Source organism: Variovorax atrisoli (genome assembly GCF_014195185.1).
Lineage (GTDB): Bacteria > Pseudomonadota > Gammaproteobacteria > Burkholderiales > Burkholderiaceae_C > Variovorax > Variovorax atrisoli.
The window spans coordinates 117,641-134,570 of record NZ_JACIBG010000012.1 but is presented as its reverse complement, the minus strand read 5'-3'; the positions used below and the strand labels follow the sequence as shown (position 1 = coordinate 134,570).

Sequence of the window (16,930 nt, the reverse complement as noted above, 5' to 3'; positions counted from 1 at the left end):
GCGGGCTGGTCGAGGCCGAGCTTGGTGGCCAGCGCGGCGACGGCCTCGGGCGAGGCGTCGGGGCCCATGAGCATCTGCGCGGCGTTGCCGGGCAGGATCTCGAGCACGAGGAAGACGATGACCGAGGCGCCGATCAGGGTGCCGATCAGCGTGGCGAGGCGCTTGACTAGGAACAGGCTCATGGGGCGGGGCGCAGCATAACTGACTCCCGCAACAAATGTGCCGCGAATGTGGCCTTTGTCATTCACCGCCGGTCCGTTCCGCCCGAGCCGCGATAATCGGGGGATGGCCCTCATGATCACCGACGAATGCATCAACTGCGATGTCTGCGAGCCCGAGTGCCCGAACGACGCGATCTACATGGGCGCGGAGTTCTATGAGATCGATCCGCACAAGTGCACCGAGTGCGTAGGCCATTTCGATGAGCCGCAATGCGTGCAGATCTGCCCGGTGGCCTGCATTCCGGTGAACCCCGAGCATGTGGAAAGCCGGAAGACGCTGATGCAGAAATACCAGCGTCTCACGGCGATCAAGGTGACGGCTGCCGCAGCGGCAGCTTCGTCCGGCGCCTAGTCGGCCGACTTCCGCTTCTTTTTTCTGCGCTCCGGTGCCTCAGCGCCCGGGCCGCTGCTGAAGCTCAGGCTCGATTTCCGTGGCGCATTGGCTTCCTTGCGGGCGCGATCGCGCTCCCTCTGTTCGGCCATGGCGAGCCGCCTTTCCGCCAGGGCCGCGCTTCTTGCCTCCCGCGCTGCGCGCTGGTCGCGGTCGTATGCCGCCTTTTCCAGCGACAGGCGGCTGCGTTCCATGCGGTCGGCCTGGGTTTGGGCGCTGCGGATGCCGGCATCGGCGGCTCGGCGGTCCTCGTCGCTGCGGCGATCGTCCACCTTCACCGTCCTGCCGCCTTCACAGGGCTGGTCGGAATAGGTGTTGCCGCAATGCCAGGTGCCTGTGCCCTGGGCGGCAGCGCCCATCGAGCATGCACCGATTGCTACTGAAAGGATAGCGGCTGCGGTTTTCGAAACCGTCTTTCCGTCCTTCTTTTTCTTCTCGCTCATTCTTGTTTCTCTCCCTCCCTGCACTTCAATGGCCGGCTAGGTGGCGGCAGGCGTGCCCCCTTCGCCGGGCTCCCTCCGCGGCGGCTTGGGCCGGGGCGGTTTGCTCGTGTGAATGACCAGCGTCGCCTTTTCCATCTCGCCCGCGATCAGCGCGGGAATCGCATGCAGCGTGCGGGTGATGGCGTCGTCGATCGCTTCGCGCTGTTCCTTGAGCGGCTTCTTGAGCACCCAGTTGACGACCTCCGACTTCACGCCGGGATGCCCGATGCCCAGGCGCAGCCGCCAGTAGTCGCCGGTGCCCAGTTGCGCATGGATGTCGCGCAGGCCGTTATGGCCCGCATGGCTGCCGCCGAACTTGAGCTTGACTTGGCCCGGGACCACGTCGAGTTCGTCGTGCACGACGAGAATTTCCTCGGGCGCGATCTTGAAGAAGCGCGCCAGCGCAGCCACGGACTTGCCCGACAGGTTCATGAAGGTCTGCGGCTCCAGCAGCCAGATGCTCTGGCCGCCGATGTTCGTGCGCGCGGCCAGGCCGTGGTAGCTGCGCTCGGGCACGAGGTTGAGCTTCCATTCGCGCGCAAGGGCGTCGATCCACCAGAAGCCGGCGTTGTGCCGCGTGGCTTCGTACTCGGGGCCCGGGTTTCCGAGGCCGACAAACAGCTTGATCATGGTCGTGGATTATCCGGTCGCCGTAAAAGCAAAAAGGCCCGCACGAGGCGGGCCTTCATCGAGAAGCAACGGATGCGAAGAAGCGGATTACTTCTTGGCAGGTGCCTTGGCAGCGGGCGTCTTGGCCGCGGCCTTGCCACCCTTGCCAGCCGGAGCGGCGGCTGCGTCGGCAGCTGCTGCGCCTTCGGCGGGAGCTTCTTCTTCGGCAGCCGGGGTCACGGCCGAAGCCAGCACCGGGTTCGGCTTGCCGTGGCTGACCCACTTCACGCCGCGGGGCAGCTTGATGTCCTTCAGCGTGACGGTGCCGTTCTTCTTCAGGCCCGACAGGTCGACTTCGATGAACTCGGGCAGGTCGGTCGGCAGGCAGTTCACTTCCAGTTCGGTCGTGACGTGGTTGACCAGGTTGTGGTCGAGCTTGACGGCTTCGGACTCTTCCTCGCCCTTGAAGTGCACCGGCACCTTCAGGGTCATGCGGGTCTTGGCGTCCACGCGCTGGAAGTCGATGTGCTGCACCAGCTGGCGGAAGGGGTGGTATTGCACGTCACGCAGCAGAACCTTGCTGACGTTGCCGCCCAGTTCCATCTCGAGAACGCTGGAGTGGAAGGCTTCCTTCTTCAGGGCGTGCCACAGTGCGTTGTGATCGAGCTCGATCAGCTGGGGTTCGACGCCACCGCCGTAGACGATGCCGGGGGTCTTGCCCGTGATGCGGAGACGGCGGCTCGCACCCGTGCCCTGCTTTGCGCGCTCAAAAGCGACGAATTTCATAACTAGCTCCTGTAAGAGTCCACCGCGACCAGTGCGACTCCGGTTCAAAAAGGCTTCAGGGGTGAAGCCCGCTTTTTGCCCAGGTCAGAACAGGTTGTCCTGATCCGAGAACAAACTCATCACCGACTCGCCCTTGGCAATGCGCTGGATCGTCTCGGCGATCAGCGGTGCCACGGAGAGCTGGCGAATCTTTCCGCAGGCATTGGCGCCGTCGGAAAGGGGGATGGTGTTGGTCACGACCACTTCATCAAGGGCCGAGCCCTTGGTGATGCGCTCGATGGCCGGGCCCGAGAAGATCGGGTGCGTGCAGTAGGCGTACACGCTCTTGGCGCCACGCTCCTTCAGCACCTCAGCCGCTTTGACCAGCGTGCCGGCGGTGTCGATCATGTCGTCCATGATCACGCAGTTGCGGCCGTCGATCTCGCCGATCACGTTCATGACTTCGCTGACGTTGGCCTTGGGCCGGCGCTTGTCGATGATGGCGAGGTCGCAGTTCAGCTGCTTGGCCAGCGCACGGGCGCGAACCACGCCGCCCACGTCGGGCGAGACCACGATCAGGTCTTCGTAGTTCTTGGCGCGCAGGTCGCCCAGCAGCACCGGCGAGGCGTAGATGTTGTCGACGGGAATGTCGAAGAAGCCCTGGATCTGGTCGGCGTGCAGGTCCATGGTGAGCACGCGCTCGACGCCGACGGTTTCCAGCAGGTTGGCCACGACCTTGGCGGAGATCGGCACGCGGCTGGAGCGCGGGCGGCGGTCCTGGCGGGCATAGCCGAAGTAGGGGATCACGGCGCTGATGCGTTCGGCCGAGGCGCGCTTGAGCGCGTCGACCATGATCAGCAGCTCCATCAGGTTCTCGTTCGTCGGAGCGCAGGTCGATTGGACCACGAACACGTCGCGTGCGCGGACGTTCTGGTTGATCTCGACGGTGACTTCGCCGTCGGAGAAGCGGCCGACGCGGGCGGCACCCAGCGAGGTGCCGAGGTTGTGCGCGATTTCCGCGGCAAGGCCCGGATTGGCGTTGCCGGTGAAAACCATGAAATCAGGGTGATTAGCCTGCATGAGCGCGTCCCGGCAGTGCAAGTGGGCTTAGGAAGCCGCCAAAAGGTTCGTGTGCATGGCGGCCGGTGAGCCGCCGATTATTGCAGCGGGTGGGCTGCAAATGAAGACTGCGGCCATCGGGCCGCAGTCGTGAAGATTTGGCAGGGGAGAAAGGATTCGAACCTTTGCATGCTGGAATCAAAATCCAGTGCCTTAACCAGCTTGGCGACTCCCCTACACGGGTCGACGGCTTTCGCCATCAACCGATATATGTCGCATCGAACCGAATGAACGATCCGATTATCTTCAGGTTGCCCATCCCCAGAGTGGATGAACTTCCAGATTGCTGCATTGACGAACCTGCCAGCCCTCGGGGGTGTCGAGCAGTTCCGCTTCATGCGGCGATTGCGGCAGCCTTGCGAACACCGAGCTTCCGGAGCCGGTCATCCGGGCTTTCAATCCTTGGGTGCCGAGCCATTCGATGGCGTCGGTGACCGCGGGACAAAGTCGCTGGGCAACCGGCTGCAGGTCGTTGTGGCCGAACTCGAAAACCCGGTTTCCCAAGTTTGTCGCTTCCGACGATTCGCTGTCTGCAGCAAAGCCTGAGATTATAGCAACAGGCGTAGCGCGTTGAAGGCCTGAGTCCGAAAAAATTAATCGGGTATCGAGTCCTTCGGGCGGTTTGACCACCACGAAGCGCGCGGACGAGAGTGTAACCGGTGTGATCTCCTCTCCGACGCCTTCCACCCACGCATTGCGCCCGCCAAGGAAGAAAGGAACGTCGGCACCCAGCTTCAGGCCGATGTGGGCCAGGCGAGACAGCGGCAGGTTCAACCCCCACAGGCGGTTCAGCGCGAGCAGGCAGGTGGCGGCATCCGACGAGCCTCCGCCCATGCCCGCCTGCGCCGGCACGTGCTTGGCGACGCCGATGTGCGCGCCCTGTCCGGGCGCGGCGAACGGCTGCAGGGCACGCGCGGCGCGCAGGATCAGGTCGTCCGCCGGCAGTTCCGTGGTCAGGTCCTCGCGGCTGAGCTGGCCGTCGCGCCGCAGTTCGACGTGCAGCATGTCGCACCAGTCGATCAGCATGAACACCGACTGCAACAGGTGATAGCCGTCGTCGCGCCGGCCGGTGATGTGGAGAAAGAGATTGAGCTTGGCCGGCGCTGGAAGGTCGTAGATCGCCTTCATGACCGCTCGAACACGATGCGCAGGTCGGCGCGCGGGCTGGGCGACTCGCGCACGGCGTTCAGCCGCCCGGCGCCGAGTTGCGCGAGGTCGGCCTTCCAGCCGGGCACGGCCTCGTTGCGGCCGTCCAGCCAGCCGAACAGGGCGCCGACCGGAATGGCCGCGCCGGTGGCGGCCTCGATCAGCTCGTCGACGGAGTCGAAGCGCCGCGTCCTGCTGCCGTCCTTCAGCAGCGCCTCGCCCGGTGCCCAGTGCAGCTGGGCGAGCGTGCTGCCGATGGGTGTGGTGAGCGTCAGGTCGCCCGCCTCGGCCGAGCCGCGCAGTTCGAACAGGGCGGCGAAGGTCTGCACGGGCTCGCTATCGATGCGCAGCGACATGCGGCCGCTCCAGCTGCCCGTGGGCTTCGGTGCCGAAGAGCCGCCGGACAGCTGCGCGCAGCCGGCAACCAGCAAGACGGCCGCACCGCCCGCCGCCAGAAGGGCGCGCCGGCCGGCCTGCATCGGCGCGAGTACTCCTGCGTGCGCCATCTCAGGGCTTCACTCGCAGGCGCTTGAGCGTTTCCTGCAGCGTCTCGTTCTCGGCGTCGCTCAGCAGGGCTTCCTTCCAGATCGTGACCGCGCGGTCCTTCTGGCCGGAGGTCCAGAGGACTTCACCGAAGTGCGCGCCGATCTCGGGATCGGGCCGCGTCTTGTAGGCCGCCTCGAGGATGCGGATGGCCTCCGCCGTGTTGCCGAGCCTGAATTCGACCCAGCCCAGGCTGTCGGCGATGAACGGGTCTTCCGGTGCCAGCTGCACCGCCTTCTGGATCAGCGTGCGTGCCTCCTCGAGCCTGATCTTGCGATCGGCCAGCGAGTAGCCCAGCGCGTTGTACGCGTTCTGGTTGTCGGGCTTGAGTTCGATGAGACGGCGCAGCAGGCGCTCCATGTCGTCGAGGCGGTTGAGCTTCTCTGCGACCATGGCCTGGTCGTACACCAGGTCGCCGTCGTCCGGCGACGCCGCGGAAGCCTGCGCAAGCATGTCGTAGGCCGCCTGGAACTGCTTCGCGTCGCGCAGCAGCTGCACTTCGGCGAGGAATTTCTGCTTCTTGTCGTCGGCCGTGCGCTCGGGCAGGCCGCGGATGATCTCGCGGGCCTGCGGCAGCTTGCCCTGGCGCGCCAGCAGCGTGGCGCGGCGGGTCTGCGCGGCCACCAGTTCGTCGGCGCCGTCGACGCGGGAGAGCCAGCGCTCTGCGGCCGCGTAGTCCTTGCGCCGTTCCGCCAGCTGCGACAGCGCGAAGTAGGCCTGCGAGATGCCGCGCTTGCGGTCGGCGGCATCGTCGGCATCCTTGCCGGCGCCGCTCTTCGGGCTGCTCGACAGCTCGATGAAGCGCTTGATCGAGGTTTCGGCCGCAGCGTCCTGCCGCGCCTGCATCTGCAGGCTGCCGAGCAGCAGCCAAGGCTCCGCGAGTTCGGGACGCGAGGTGGTCAGCGTCTGCAGCTGGGCGGAGGCATCGCTGAAGCGGCGGTTCTCGACCAGCGCGCGCGCATAGGCGACGCGCAGGTCGGGCGAGGCCTTCGGATTGTTGTTCAGGAAGCGCGTGACGATCGGCTCGGCCAGCGGCTGGCCGGGGTCGATCATCTCGAGCGCCAGCGCGGCGGGAGCCTCCGAGGCGGGATCGATCTCCTGGCCCTTGCGTGCCGCTTCCAGCGCACTGGAAGCATCCCCCGCATTCAGGCGCATCCGGCCGACGGTGGCCCAGGCCAGCCCGCCGGTCGTCGGGCTCTTCAGTTCGTCGACAAGCGCCTGCTCGACCACCGAGGCGGCCAGCTTCTTGTCGGAGGCGCGCGAGTAGTTGCGCACGATCACGGCCATGAGCAGCGGTCGCTCGATCTGAGAGGTGGCCGCCACTTCGGCGCGCAGCGGCTCGACGGTTTCGCTGATGCGGTTGAGCGCGATCAGGATCTGCAGTTCGATGCGGCGTGCGTCCCGCGAATTAGGCAGGGTCTCCTGCCAGGCACGTGCCGCGGCGAGCGCCGCATCGCCCGAGCGCGACTGCAGCGCGATCTCGACCGCGCGCTGGAACAGCTTGCCGTCGCGCAGCCGGCGGGCGGCGTCGAGCACGAGCGCGTAGCCGGAGCCGGGGTCGCCGGAACGGGCGGTCATCTCGCCCATCAGGATCTCGTAGAACAGGTCGGCCGTGAGTGCGGACTGCAGCGGCGCGGGCTCGGCGGCTTCCTTGGCCGCGGCCGGCCGGGGCCTGGCTGCGGGCTTCGACTGCGCCGGCCGTTCGATGGCGGGAGTGGGGCTGACGGGAGCTGCCGGATCGGAAGATTGCGCGTGGGTGGCGCAGGCCAGCAAGGCGAGAGACGCGGCCGCCGCAAGGCGGTGTCGGCGGGGCGAAAAGTTCATGCAACCATAATAATCCAGCCTTTTGTACGAGCATCGCGTGGGGCTTCGCCGCCGCGGGCGTTTGCCGAAGATTTACCTTTCATGCCCGAGCTACCCGAAGTCGAAGTCACCCGCCGCGGATTCGCAGAGCGCATTGCGGGAGGCCGCATCGAGGCGGTGCGTATCGGCAAGCCGCTGCGATGGGCGCTGATGGTGCTGCCGGAGGCGCTGGTCGGCCGGCAGGTGCGCGAGGTGCGCCGCCGCGGCAAGTACCTGTTGATCGACCTCGACCGCGGCATCCTGCTGCTTCACCTGGGCATGTCGGGCAGCCTGCGCTTCGATGCCGCACTGCCGCCACCAGGGCCGCACGATCACTTCGATCTCGTTACCAACCTGGGCACTCTCAGGCTCAATGACCCGCGCCGTTTCGGCGCAGTTGTCTACGTGGAGGACGAATCCGCCCCATGGGCGATCAAGCTCCTGGGCGGCCTGGGCATGGAGCCGCTGGACGAAGGCTTCGACCTCGACGCCTTCCACGCCGGCCTGAAGAAGCGCAGGACGGCGGTCAAGCAGGTGCTGCTGGCGGGCGACGTGGTGGTGGGCGTGGGCAACATCTATGCGTCGGAGGCGCTGTTCCAGGCGGGCATCCGGCCGACGCTGTCGGCGGCGCGCATCAGCCGGCCGCGGGCGGCCAGGCTGCATGCGGCGGTTCGGGAGATCCTCGCGAGGGCGGTGGAGAAGGGCGGCAGCACGCTGCGCGACTTCTCCAACATCGACGGGCAGAACGGCTACTTCCAGCTCGAGGCGACCGTCTACGGCCGGGCGGGCGAGCCCTGTCGGGTTTGTGCAACGCCGATCCGGCTGCTGCGACAGGGGCAGCGTTCCACCTATTACTGCCCCAATTGCCAGAAGTAGGTGCAGGCTCGCCTGCCGGGGCGGAAAAATAGAAACAATCCGGGAACGTCAGTGGCACGCATGCCGATGTATATTTGTAAATTGTTTCTTACACATTCCCCTTGAGCCGCTCCTTCAATCAACAACTCGATCAGCACGGTGCGTGGCGGAGCAATTTCGCCCACCGGCTGCAGTGGCTGTCCCGCTGGCTGACCGAGAACGAGCTGCTCGACCAGGCGGTGGCTGAGCGCCTGCGCGGCCTCGAGACGCAGATCCGCACCAGCAAGGTCATGGTCGCCTTCGTGGCCGAGTTCTCGCGCGGCAAGTCGGAACTGATCAACGCCATCTTCTTCGCCGGCTACGGGCGGCGCATCATGCCCGCCAGCGCCGGCCGCACCACGATGTGCCCGACCGAGCTGGGCTACGACGCCGCGCATGCGCCCAAGCTGCGCCTGCTGCCCATCGAGACCCGGCTGGAGCCCCACTCCCTGGCCCACTGGCGCGACAAGCCCACCCGCTGGACCGAGATCGCCATCGACGTTGGCAATGCCGAACAGCTGGCGCAGGCCATGGGCAAGGTGGCCGAGGTGCGCTGGGTCGGCAAGGACGAGGCCCGCACGCTGGGCTTCTGGAACGACGAAACGCCCGACGACAACCCGGTGCAGGACGCCGAAGGCCGCGTGGAAATTCCGCGCTGGCGCCATGCGGTGCTGAACATGCCGCACCCACTGCTTGAGCAGGGGCTGGTGATCCTCGACACGCCGGGCCTGAACGCGATCGGCGCCGAGCCCGAACTCACGGTGAGCCTGATCCCGCAGGCGCACGCGGTGGTCTTCATCCTGGGTGCCGAGACCGGCGTGACGCGCTCCGACCTGTCCATCTGGCGCGAGCACCTGGTCACCGAGGACGAAGGCAACGACACGCGCTTCGTGGTGCTCAACAAGATCGACACCATGTGGGACACGCTCAGCACGCCCGCGCAGATCGAACTGCAGATCGAGCGTCAGCGAGAAGGCGCAGCCCGCCTGCTCGATGTGCCGCTGGCGCAGGTGCTGCCCGTGTCGGCGCAGAAGGGCCTGCAGGCCAAGATCCAGCGTGACGGCCAGCTGCTGCAGGCCAGCCGCCTGCCGGCGCTCGAATCGCTGCTGGCCGAAGGGGTTCTGGGCAAGCGCGAGACCATGCTGCGGCTCGCGGTCGATGCGGGCATGACCGCGCTGCGCGCCGAGGCCGAGCGCATCCTGAAGGTGCGCCAGCGCGACCTGGCCGAACAGGCGCTCGAGCTGCAGGGCCTGCGCGGCAAGAACGTCTCGGTGATCCGCCACATGCGCGCGCGCATCGACCAGGAGCATGCCGAGTTCGAAGGCAGCAACACGCGCATCCTGGCGCTGCGATCGGTGCAGGGCAAGCTGCTGCGCGAGGTGTATGCCGTGCTGGGGCGCACCGCGCTGAAGGCCGACATGGTGAAGCTGTCGGCCGCGCTCAAGCGCCCCGGCGTCAAGTTCAACGTGCGCAAGGTGTACGCCGAGACTTTCGACTCGCTGCGCAACAACCTGCGCGAAGTGCAGGCGACCACGGCCGAGATCCAGTCGATGCTGCACGCCACCTTCCGCCAGCTCAATGCCGAGCAGGGCTTCACCCTGCAGGCGCCGGCCGAGCCCGATCTCACCGGTTTCGAGCAGGAGCTCGCGCAGATCGAGCGCAGCCACATCCACTACCTGGGCGTGGGCAATCTTCTGAAGCTCGCGCAGGCCGACTTCTGCGACAAGCTGGTCCGCGCGCTCGCCAGCCGGCTGCGACTGGTGAACGAGGCCGCGATGACCGAGGTCGAGCGCTGGAGCAAGGGCGCGAGCGCGCAGATCGATGCCCAGCTCAGGGAGCGCCGCCGCAACTTCAGCAAGCGCATCGAGGCGATCGAGCGCATCCAGAGCGCGGCGGGCAATCTCGACGAGCGCCTCGTCGAACTGGCCGCGCAGGAAAGCAACCTCGCGGAGCTCCATGTGCAGCTGCGCGAGTTCACCTCGCTGATCGCGCAGCACGGACGGCCGCAGCCTGCGGCCACCATCGGCGAACTGCGTGCGGCCTGAACGAAGCGCTTCCAAGGCGGCGACTGCAACCCTGTCATTGCCTCCGGACTTCGCAGCGCAGATCGTGAGCTGGCAGCGCAGCCACGGCCGCAGCCAGCTGCCGTGGCAGAACACGCGCGACCCCTACCGCGTGTGGCTGTCGGAGGTGATGCTGCAGCAGACGCAGGTGTCGACGGTGCTCGGCTACTTCGCGCGCTTCCTCGAACGCTTTCCCGATGTGAAGGCCCTGGCCGCCGGCACCGAGGACGAGGTGTTCGGCCTGTGGAGCGGGCTTGGCTACTACAGCCGCGCCCGCAACATGCATCGTTGCGCGCAGGAGGTCGTCGCGCGATTCGGCGGCGAGTTTCCGCGCACCGCTGCGGAGCTGGTCACGCTGCCGGGCATCGGACGCTCGACATCGGCGGCCATCGCGGCCTTCTGCTTCGGCGAGCGTGTCGCGATCCTCGACGGCAACGTCAAGCGCGTGCTGACGCGCGTGCTCGGTTTCGCGGGCGACATGTCCTCCGCGGCGCAGGAGCGCGCGCTGTGGGATCTGGCAACGCAACTGCTCCCGCCCGCCGACGACAAGGAAGCCATCGCGTCCTACACGCAGGGCGTGATGGACATGGGCGCCACCGTGTGCCTGCCGCGCAAGCCGAGCTGCATGATCTGCCCGGTGCAGCAGAGCTGTGTCGCCCTGCGCGAAGGTGCGCCCGAGCGCTATCCGGTCAAGACGCGCAAGCTCAAGCGCAGCGCGCAGTCGCTGTGGGTGCTGCTGGCGCGCGACGAGCAAGGCCGCGTGTGGCTGGAGAAGCGGCCGGCGAAGGGCATCTGGGCCGGGCTCTACTGCCTGCCTGTGTTCGACAGCCGCGAGCAACTTCTCGAAGCCTTGCCCCCAGCTGCGCGGCGCGGCGCCCATGACCTGCCGGCCTTCGTGCACGTGCTGACCCACAAGGACCTGCACCTGCATCCGGTGCAGATCGACGGCGGCCAGCCGCAAGGCGATGCCGCGCGCTGGTTCGATGCGGAGGAATGGAGCAGGCTGGGCCTGCCGGCCCCGATGCGCAAGATGCTGGAAGACGGCGAGGCCTGAGCCGCCGGCCGGTCAGATCGCGTCGAGCTCGCGGTGCCGCTTCAGCGCGCCCCAGCGCGCACCGAACGAGCGCGCCAGCTGCTCGACCAGGAATACCGAGCGGTGCTGCCCGCCCGTGCATCCGATGGCCACCGTCACGTAGCTGCGATGGTCGCGCGCCAGAGCGTCGAGCCAGTGCGTCAGGAACTGCTCGATGTCGTCGTACATGCGCGCCACGTCGTCGTGCTCGCGCAGCCATTCGATCACCGGCTCGTCGCGACCCGTCAGCGGGCGCAGCGCCGGCACGTAGTGCGGATTGGGCAGCATGCGCACGTCGAAGACGTAGTCGGCATCCAGCGGCACGCCGCGCTTGAAGGCGAAGGATTCGAACACCAGCGTGAGCGGCGTCTGCGGCGCGGAGATCAGCGACTTGATGTAGCTCTGCAGTTGCGCCGGGCGGATCAGGCTGGTGTCGATCACGTCGGCGCCGTCGCGCAGGTCGGCCAGCAGCTCGCGCTCGAGCTCGATCGCCTGGGTCAGCACGCGGTGCTGCTCGGGCACGTCGGTGCGGCCTTCCTGACGCGAAAGCGGGTGGCGGCGGCGGGTTTCCGAATAGCGGCGCAGCAGGGCATCGGTGGTCGCGTCGAGGAACAGCGAGCGCAGCGAGATGCCGCCGTCGCGGCGCAGTGCCTCCAACTGCTGCGGAACGATGGGCAGCGAGACGCCGCTGCGCACGTCCATGGCAATGGCCACGCGCGTGGCCTGCTGCTCGTGCTGCAGCGCGATGAACGAGGTCAGCAGCTCGGGCGGCAGGTTGTCGACGCAGTAGTAGCCCGCGTCTTCCAGCGCATGCAGGGCCACCGACTTGCCGGAGCCCGACATGCCCGTGATGAGCACGAGGTCGAGATTCATTGCGCCGTCGCCGAGCTCTTGTGGCCGAGCATCTCGCGCGCGTGGGCGAGCGAGGTCTGCGAAACCTTTTCGCCGCCCAGCATGCGGGCGATCTCCCGGGCGCGGCTGTCGTCGTCGAGGCGCGACACGCCGCTTTCGGTGCGCGGGGCGTCGCTGCCGGTCGCTGCCGTCTGGCGCTTGGCCACCACCAGGTGGTGGTCGGCGCACGCTGCAACCTGCGGCAGGTGGGTCACGGCGAGCACCTGACGATCGCGGCCGAGCTGCTTCATCAGGCGGCCGACCGTCTCGGCGACCGCGCCGCCCACGCCGGAATCGACCTCGTCGAAGATCAGCGTCTGCGCCGCGCCGAGCTGGCTGGTGGTGACCGCGATGGCCAGCGCGATGCGCGAGAGTTCGCCGCCCGAAGCCACCTTGCCGATGGCCCGCGGCGTGCTGCCGGTATGGCCTGCCACGAGGAAGGCCACGTCTTCGAGGCCGGCGCGGCTCGGCTGCGCGAGCGGCTGCAGCTCGACCTCGAAGCGCCCGCCCTGCATGCCCAGGCCCTGCATGGCCTCTGTGACGGCCTGCGAGAGGCGGGGCGCCGCCTGCTTGCGGACCTTGCCCAGCGCCTTGGCTTCCTTCATGTAGGCCTGCTGGGCGGCCTGCTCCGCACGTTCCAGGCCTTCGAGATCGCTCTGTGCGTCGAGCGCCTGCAGCTCGGCCTGCCAGCCGGCCAGCAGCGCCGGCAGCTCGGCCGGCGGTCGCTTGTAGCGGCGCGCGAGCGACATCCACAGGCCCATGCGCTCGTCGAGTTCGGCGAGGCTCTGCGGGTCGGTGTCGGCATCGCGAAGGTAGCCGTGCAGCGTGTGCGCCGCGTCGGAGGCTTGCGCCACGCAGGAGGCGAGCACCTCGCCCAGCGAGCGGAACTCAGGCTCGATGTGCTCGCAGTTCTGCAGCAGCGTGGCCGCGCGCTGGAGCGCGGAGAGGGCGCCGTTGTCGTCGTCTTCCAGCGCTTGGCTGGCGCCCTGGGCCGCGTCGATCAGCGCCTGTGCATTGGAGATGCGCGAGTGGTTGGTCGAAAGTTCTTCCCACTCGTCGACGCCCGGCGCCAGCTTGGCCACTTCGGAAATCTGCCACTGCAGCCGTTCGCGTTCGCGCTGCAGCGAGTCTTGCGCGGAGCGGGCGTGCTCGAGCGCGGAAAGCGCCTGCCGCCACGCCTGCCATGCGGCATCGAGCGCGTCGGTGCGCACGCCCGCGTAGGCGTCGAGCAGGCCGCGCACCGCCTCGGGCCGCGTCAGGCTCTGCCAGGCGTGCTGGCCGTGGATGTCGAGCAGGCGGTCGCCGAGTTCGCGCAGCTGGGTCGCGGTGGCGGGGCTGCCGTTGATCCAGCCGCGGCTGCGGCCCTGCAGGTCGACGGTGCGGCGCAGCAGCAGCGCGTCGCCGGCCTCGAAGCCGCCTTCGTCGAGCCAGCTGTCCAGGGCCGGGTCGGCATCGAACTCGGCGCTGACGTCCAGGCGCTCGGCGCCTTCGCGCACCGCGCCGGCGTCGGCCCGGTTGCCCAGCGCCAGCTGCAGCGCGTCGATCAGGATGGATTTGCCCGCGCCCGTTTCACCGGTCAGCACCGTGAAACCGCCGGACAGGTCGAGTTCGAGTGATCGCACGATCACGAAGTCGCGCAGTGCGATGCGTCGCAATGCCATCTCAGTTGTTCCTCAAGTTTCCGGACACGGGGCGTTGTTGTGCGAAGTCGTGGCAGGCAGGCCGCGAAACACCGCGGAACCGGCTTTGCCGGGCCGCCGGTGTTGCCCCCTGCAAGGGGATTGGCGAAGCGACACGAAGTGCGCGCAGCCTGGGGGTGTGCTTCATTCAGGAGCCCCCTTCGTTCCAGTGAAGTTTCTTGCGCAGCGTGTCGAAATAGCTCCAGCCGCGCGGATGCAGGAAGCGCACGCGGAAGTCGGAGCGCCGTACCACCACGCGGTCGCCGATGGCGAGCGAGGCGAGCGACTGCATGTCGAAATTGGCGCTGGCGTCGCGTCCGCCGACCAGCTCGATGACGATCTCGTCCGCATCAGGCAGCAGCACGGGCCGGTTCGACAGCGTGTGCGGCGCGATCGGCACCAGGACCCAGCCCGGCACCGCGGGGTGCAGCAGCGGCCCGCCGGCAGAGAGCGCATAGGCGGTTGAGCCCGTGGGCGTGGCGATGATCAGTCCGTCGGCGCGCTGGTTGGCTACGAAGTGCCGGCCCACCGAGACGCGAAGCTCGACCATGCCCGAGGTGGCGCCGCGGTTGACGACCACGTCGTTCATGGCGAAGGCGTCGAACACCGAGGCGCCGTCGCGCATGACCCTGGCCTGCATCAGGCTGCGATGGTCTTCCTCGTATTCGCCGGCCAGCATGGGGATCAGCGTGGACTGGTAGTTGTCGAGCGGAATGTCGGTGATGAAGCCGAGCCGGCCGCGGTTGATGCCGATCAGCGGAATGCCGTAGCTCGCGAGCTGCCGGCCGATGCCCAGCATCGTGCCGTCGCCGCCGACCACCAGGCCGAGATCGCAGCGCTGTCCTATTTCCTCGACGCTAAGAGCCTGGTAGCGTGGGTTGGCGGGTGCGTCGGCAGCGGCGTCGTCTTCGCATGTCGGGCGCTCGACGTAGACTGCGCATCCTTGCGATTCGAGGAAGGCGCCGATGCCTTCCATGACGCCGTCGCGCGCATCCGCCTGCGACCTGGCGCCGGAAGCCTGGTATTTGCCGATCAGGGCGACGTGACGAAAGCGAGAGGTCATATCTCACAAATTACAACACTAAAATCTTGCAATGCTGGACGACCGTGCCAAGTTGCTGCTCAAGACGCTCGTTGAGCGCTACATAGCCGACGGGCAGCCCGTCGGGTCCCGGACTCTGTCGCGCTCCTCGGGGCTCGACCTGTCGCCCGCGACCATCCGCAACGTCATGTCCGACCTCGAGGCGCTGGGGTTGATCGCCAGCCCGCACACTTCGGCCGGCCGCATTCCCACGCATCGCGGCTATCGCCTTTTCGTCGACACCATGCTGACGGCCAAGCGCGAGCAGATGACCGCACCCAGCCTCCCGCCCGACCAGCCCCAGAAAGTGATCGCCAACGCGGCGCACCTGCTGTCGAACATGTCGCAGTTCGTGGGCGTGGTGATGGCGCCGCGGCGCGCGTCGGTGTTCAAGCAGATCGAGTTCCTGCGGCTGTCGGAGCGCAGGCTGCTGGTGATCATCGTCTCGCCCGACGGCGACGTGCAGAACCGAGTGATCTTCCCCGAGGCCGACTATTCGCAGTCGCAGCTGGTCGAGGCCTCGAACTACATCAACGCGAACTACGCCGGGCTGACCATCGAGCAGGTGCGCGACCGGCTGCAGTCCGAGATCGAGAAACTGCGCGGCGAAATCGCCACGCTGATGCAGGCCGCGGTGCAGGTCAGCTCGGAAGTGCTGACCGAGGCACAGGAGGACGACGTCGTCATCTCCGGCGAGCGCAACCTGCTGTCGGTGAGCGATTTCTCCAGCGACATGGGTCAGCTGCGCCGCGCCTTCGAGCTCTTCGAGCAGAAGGCGCAGCTGATGCGGCTGCTCGACGTGTCGAGCAAGGCGGATGGCGTGCGCATCTTCATCGGCGGCGAAAGCCAGGTGGTGCCATTCGAGGAACTCTCGATCGTCAGCGCGAACTACGAGGTCGACGGGGAAGTCGTGGGCACCCTCGGCGTGATCGGGCCGACGCGCATGCCCTACGAACGCATGATCCAGATCGTCGACATCACCTCACGCCTCGTGACCAACGCGCTGAGCCATCGCAAGTAGGCTCGTCGGCGCGCATAGAATCGTGCCGCGTGGGCCGTTAGCTCAGTTGGTTAGAGCAGCGGACTCATAATCCGTTGGTCGCTGGTTCAAGCCCAGCACGGCCTACCACCCTCCCTTGGCGATTCAATCCTTCGATGTGTTGCCGTGCTTTCGGGGGCAGCCAAAAATCAGGCTATAATCGAGAGCTTAGCGGCTGTAGCTCAGCTGGATAGAGTACTTGGCTACGAACCAAGGGGTCGTGGGTTCGATTCCTGCCAGCCGCACCATCTTGAAATGCCCGGGAGATTCGTCTCTCGGGCATTTTCTTTTTCGGGTCTCTATTTGTCTTTCGATTTATTCAATCTGCCCGAATAGTTCGAAAGATGGCTTCGAAAGCGGTCTATAATCGCAAGCTGTGCGGCTGTAGCTCAGCTGGATAGAGTACTTGGCTACGAACCAAGGGGTCGTGGGTTCGATTCCTGCCAGCCGCACCACTATAAAGAAAGCCCGCAACGCAAGTTGCGGGCTTTTTTCTTTTCGGAGGATCAGCGTGAACAAGGCATTCACCAAGGAAACGGATTCCGACGGAGACGACGACGGCGCAGATGGCGCCTCGCCACCGATTCCCGCGGGCGGCAAGAACTACATCACCCCCCAAGGCTACGCACGCCTGCGCGACGAACTGCTGCACCTGATGGACGAGGAGCGCCCGAAGATCGTCGAGACCGTCCACTGGGCCGCCAAGAACGGCGACCGATCGGAAAACGGCGACTACCTCTACGGCAAGAAGCGCCTGCGCGAGATCGATCGACGCATCCGCTTCCTCACCAAGCGCCTCGAGATCGCCGAGGTCACCGATCCATCGGTGCATCACGGCCGCGACCAGGTCTTCTTCGGTGCCACGGTCCTCTATGCCGACGAGGCAGGCGAGGAGCGCAGCGTCACCATCCTCGGCATCGACGAGGCGGAGAGCGCGAAGTCGCAGGTCAGCTGGATCTCTCCGATCGCGCGGGCGCTGCTGAAGGCGCGCGAGGGCGACGTCGTGAAGCTCGTCACCCCGGGCGGGGCGCATGAGGTCGAGATTCTGTCGGTGAGTTACCCGGCGCCAGGCTCGGCCGGCACTCCGTAGCCC

16 protein-coding genes, 4 tRNA genes and 1 pseudogene are annotated in these 16,930 nt (G+C 66.9%); 9 read left to right on the top strand and 12 right to left on the bottom strand.

Translation table 11 applies throughout. The features are described from left to right. Positions 1 to 182: pseudogene (locus FHY06_RS31925) on the bottom strand (ABC transporter permease); the annotation flags it as partial. 103 nt (positions 183 to 285) lie between these two features. Between FHY06_RS31925 and FHY06_RS31920 the strand changes: the two are divergent. Beyond that, positions 286 to 573 (top strand): YfhL family 4Fe-4S dicluster ferredoxin, encoded by a 288-nt coding sequence (locus FHY06_RS31920; RefSeq protein WP_184607412.1) that lies wholly within the window; start codon positions 286 to 288, stop codon positions 571 to 573. On the opposite strand, the gene FHY06_RS31915 is transcribed toward FHY06_RS31920, so the two are convergent. The 8 genes from FHY06_RS31915 to FHY06_RS31880 all read right to left on the bottom strand — a co-directional run bounded on the left by FHY06_RS31915 (position 570) and on the right by FHY06_RS31880 (position 7,100). After that, positions 570 to 1,055 (bottom strand): hypothetical protein, encoded by a 486-nt coding sequence (locus FHY06_RS31915; RefSeq protein WP_184607411.1) that lies wholly within the window; start codon positions 1,053 to 1,055, stop codon positions 570 to 572. The genes FHY06_RS31920 and FHY06_RS31915 overlap by 4 nt on opposite strands. Before the next feature lie 36 nt (positions 1,056 to 1,091). After that, positions 1,092 to 1,724 (bottom strand): aminoacyl-tRNA hydrolase, encoded by a 633-nt coding sequence (gene pth / locus FHY06_RS31910; protein ID WP_126182900.1) that lies wholly within the window; start codon positions 1,722 to 1,724, stop codon positions 1,092 to 1,094. 87 nt (positions 1,725 to 1,811) lie between these two features. Then, positions 1,812 to 2,489: a 50S ribosomal protein L25/general stress protein Ctc gene (locus FHY06_RS31905; protein ID WP_019656421.1), complete on the bottom strand. Its 678-nt coding sequence runs from the start codon at positions 2,487 to 2,489 to the stop codon at positions 1,812 to 1,814. Positions 2,490 to 2,573: 84 nt separating this feature from the next. Next, positions 2,574 to 3,548, bottom strand: a complete 975-nt coding sequence (locus tag FHY06_RS31900) for a ribose-phosphate pyrophosphokinase (protein WP_019656422.1) — start codon at positions 3,546 to 3,548, stop codon at positions 2,574 to 2,576. Positions 3,549 to 3,686: 138 nt separating this feature from the next. Further along, positions 3,687 to 3,763 (bottom strand) — tRNA-Gln (locus FHY06_RS31895). Positions 3,764 to 3,833: 70 nt separating this feature from the next. Further along, positions 3,834 to 4,715, bottom strand: a complete 882-nt coding sequence (ispE, locus tag FHY06_RS31890; RefSeq protein WP_184607410.1) for a 4-(cytidine 5'-diphospho)-2-C-methyl-D-erythritol kinase — start codon at positions 4,713 to 4,715, stop codon at positions 3,834 to 3,836. Further along, positions 4,712 to 5,239, bottom strand: coding sequence for a lipoprotein insertase outer membrane protein LolB (locus FHY06_RS31885; protein ID WP_132754105.1), 528 nt, complete (start codon positions 5,237 to 5,239; stop codon positions 4,712 to 4,714). The genes ispE and FHY06_RS31885 overlap by 4 nt, the downstream gene beginning before the upstream one ends. Position 5,240: 1 nt before the next feature. After that, positions 5,241 to 7,100, bottom strand: a complete 1,860-nt coding sequence (locus tag FHY06_RS31880; RefSeq protein ID WP_184607409.1) for a tetratricopeptide repeat protein — start codon at positions 7,098 to 7,100, stop codon at positions 5,241 to 5,243. 81 nt (positions 7,101 to 7,181) lie between these two features. On the opposite strand from FHY06_RS31880, the gene mutM reads away from it, so the two are divergent. The 3 genes from mutM (at position 7,182) to mutY (ending at position 11,129) form a co-directional block, all read left to right on the top strand. Further along, positions 7,182 to 7,994 (top strand): bifunctional DNA-formamidopyrimidine glycosylase/DNA-(apurinic or apyrimidinic site) lyase, encoded by an 813-nt coding sequence (mutM, locus tag FHY06_RS31875; RefSeq protein WP_019656426.1) that lies wholly within the window; start codon positions 7,182 to 7,184, stop codon positions 7,992 to 7,994. 101 nt (positions 7,995 to 8,095) lie between these two features. Then, positions 8,096 to 10,057: a dynamin family protein gene (locus FHY06_RS31870; protein WP_184607408.1), complete on the top strand. Its 1,962-nt coding sequence runs from the start codon at positions 8,096 to 8,098 to the stop codon at positions 10,055 to 10,057. Positions 10,058 to 10,094: 37 nt separating this feature from the next. Then, on the top strand, positions 10,095 to 11,129 hold the full coding sequence (gene mutY, locus FHY06_RS31865; RefSeq protein ID WP_019656428.1) for an A/G-specific adenine glycosylase: 1,035 nt from the start codon (positions 10,095 to 10,097) through the stop codon (positions 11,127 to 11,129). Between the two features lie 12 nt (positions 11,130 to 11,141). Here mutY and rapZ read toward each other — a convergent pair whose 3' ends face one another. The 3 genes from rapZ to FHY06_RS31850 all read right to left on the bottom strand — a co-directional run bounded on the left by rapZ (position 11,142) and on the right by FHY06_RS31850 (position 14,780). Continuing rightward, positions 11,142 to 12,020, bottom strand: coding sequence for an RNase adapter RapZ (rapZ, locus tag FHY06_RS31860; protein WP_019656429.1), 879 nt, complete (start codon positions 12,018 to 12,020; stop codon positions 11,142 to 11,144). After that, entirely contained in the window at positions 12,017 to 13,699 is a 1,683-nt protein-coding gene (gene recN, locus FHY06_RS31855; protein WP_184607407.1) for a DNA repair protein RecN, read from the bottom strand. Before recN ends, rapZ begins: the two co-directional genes overlap by 4 nt. A gap of 166 nt (positions 13,700 to 13,865) precedes the next feature. Continuing rightward, entirely contained in the window at positions 13,866 to 14,780 is a 915-nt protein-coding gene (locus FHY06_RS31850) for an NAD kinase (protein WP_019656431.1), read from the bottom strand. Positions 14,781 to 14,811: 31 nt separating this feature from the next. Between FHY06_RS31850 and hrcA the strand changes: the two genes are divergently transcribed. From hrcA to greB, 5 genes are all read left to right on the top strand, one after another. Then, positions 14,812 to 15,819, top strand: a complete 1,008-nt coding sequence (hrcA, locus tag FHY06_RS31845; RefSeq protein WP_019656432.1) for a heat-inducible transcriptional repressor HrcA — start codon at positions 14,812 to 14,814, stop codon at positions 15,817 to 15,819. A gap of 31 nt (positions 15,820 to 15,850) precedes the next feature. Then, positions 15,851 to 15,927 (top strand) — tRNA-Ile (locus tag FHY06_RS31840). Positions 15,928 to 16,008: 81 nt separating this feature from the next. Further along, positions 16,009 to 16,085, top strand: a tRNA-Arg gene (locus tag FHY06_RS31835). A 130-nt stretch (positions 16,086 to 16,215) separates the two neighbouring features. Next, a tRNA-Arg gene (locus FHY06_RS31830) sits at positions 16,216 to 16,292 on the top strand. A gap of 56 nt (positions 16,293 to 16,348) precedes the next feature. Then, positions 16,349 to 16,927 carry a transcription elongation factor GreB gene (greB, locus tag FHY06_RS31825; RefSeq protein WP_132754097.1) on the top strand — a complete coding sequence of 193 codons (579 nt, stop codon included), beginning with the start codon at positions 16,349 to 16,351 and terminating at the stop codon, positions 16,925 to 16,927. The last annotated feature ends 3 nt before the right edge of the window (positions 16,928 to 16,930 follow it).

Coding starts and splice junctions, on each gene's coding strand:
- FHY06_RS31920 (WP_184607412.1), top strand. CDS start 286: ATGGCCCTCATGATCACCGACGAATGCATCAACTGCGATGTCTGCGAG.
- FHY06_RS31915 (WP_184607411.1), bottom strand. CDS start 1,055: ATGAGCGAGAAGAAAAAGAAGGACGGAAAGACGGTTTCGAAAACCGCA.
- pth (WP_126182900.1), bottom strand. CDS start 1,724: ATGATCAAGCTGTTTGTCGGCCTCGGAAACCCGGGCCCCGAGTACGAA.
- FHY06_RS31905 (WP_019656421.1), bottom strand. CDS start 2,489: ATGAAATTCGTCGCTTTTGAGCGCGCAAAGCAGGGCACGGGTGCGAGC.
- FHY06_RS31900 (WP_019656422.1), bottom strand. CDS start 3,548: ATGCAGGCTAATCACCCTGATTTCATGGTTTTCACCGGCAACGCCAAT.
- ispE (WP_184607410.1), bottom strand. CDS start 4,715: ATGAAGGCGATCTACGACCTTCCAGCGCCGGCCAAGCTCAATCTCTTT.
- FHY06_RS31885 (WP_132754105.1), bottom strand. CDS start 5,239: ATGGCGCACGCAGGAGTACTCGCGCCGATGCAGGCCGGCCGGCGCGCC.
- FHY06_RS31880 (WP_184607409.1), bottom strand. CDS start 7,100: ATGAACTTTTCGCCCCGCCGACACCGCCTTGCGGCGGCCGCGTCTCTC.
- mutM (WP_019656426.1), top strand. CDS start 7,182: ATGCCCGAGCTACCCGAAGTCGAAGTCACCCGCCGCGGATTCGCAGAG.
- rapZ (WP_019656429.1), bottom strand. CDS start 12,020: ATGAATCTCGACCTCGTGCTCATCACGGGCATGTCGGGCTCCGGCAAG.
- recN (WP_184607407.1), bottom strand. CDS start 13,699: ATGGCATTGCGACGCATCGCACTGCGCGACTTCGTGATCGTGCGATCA.
- FHY06_RS31850 (WP_019656431.1), bottom strand. CDS start 14,780: ATGACCTCTCGCTTTCGTCACGTCGCCCTGATCGGCAAATACCAGGCT.
- hrcA (WP_019656432.1), top strand. CDS start 14,812: ATGCTGGACGACCGTGCCAAGTTGCTGCTCAAGACGCTCGTTGAGCGC.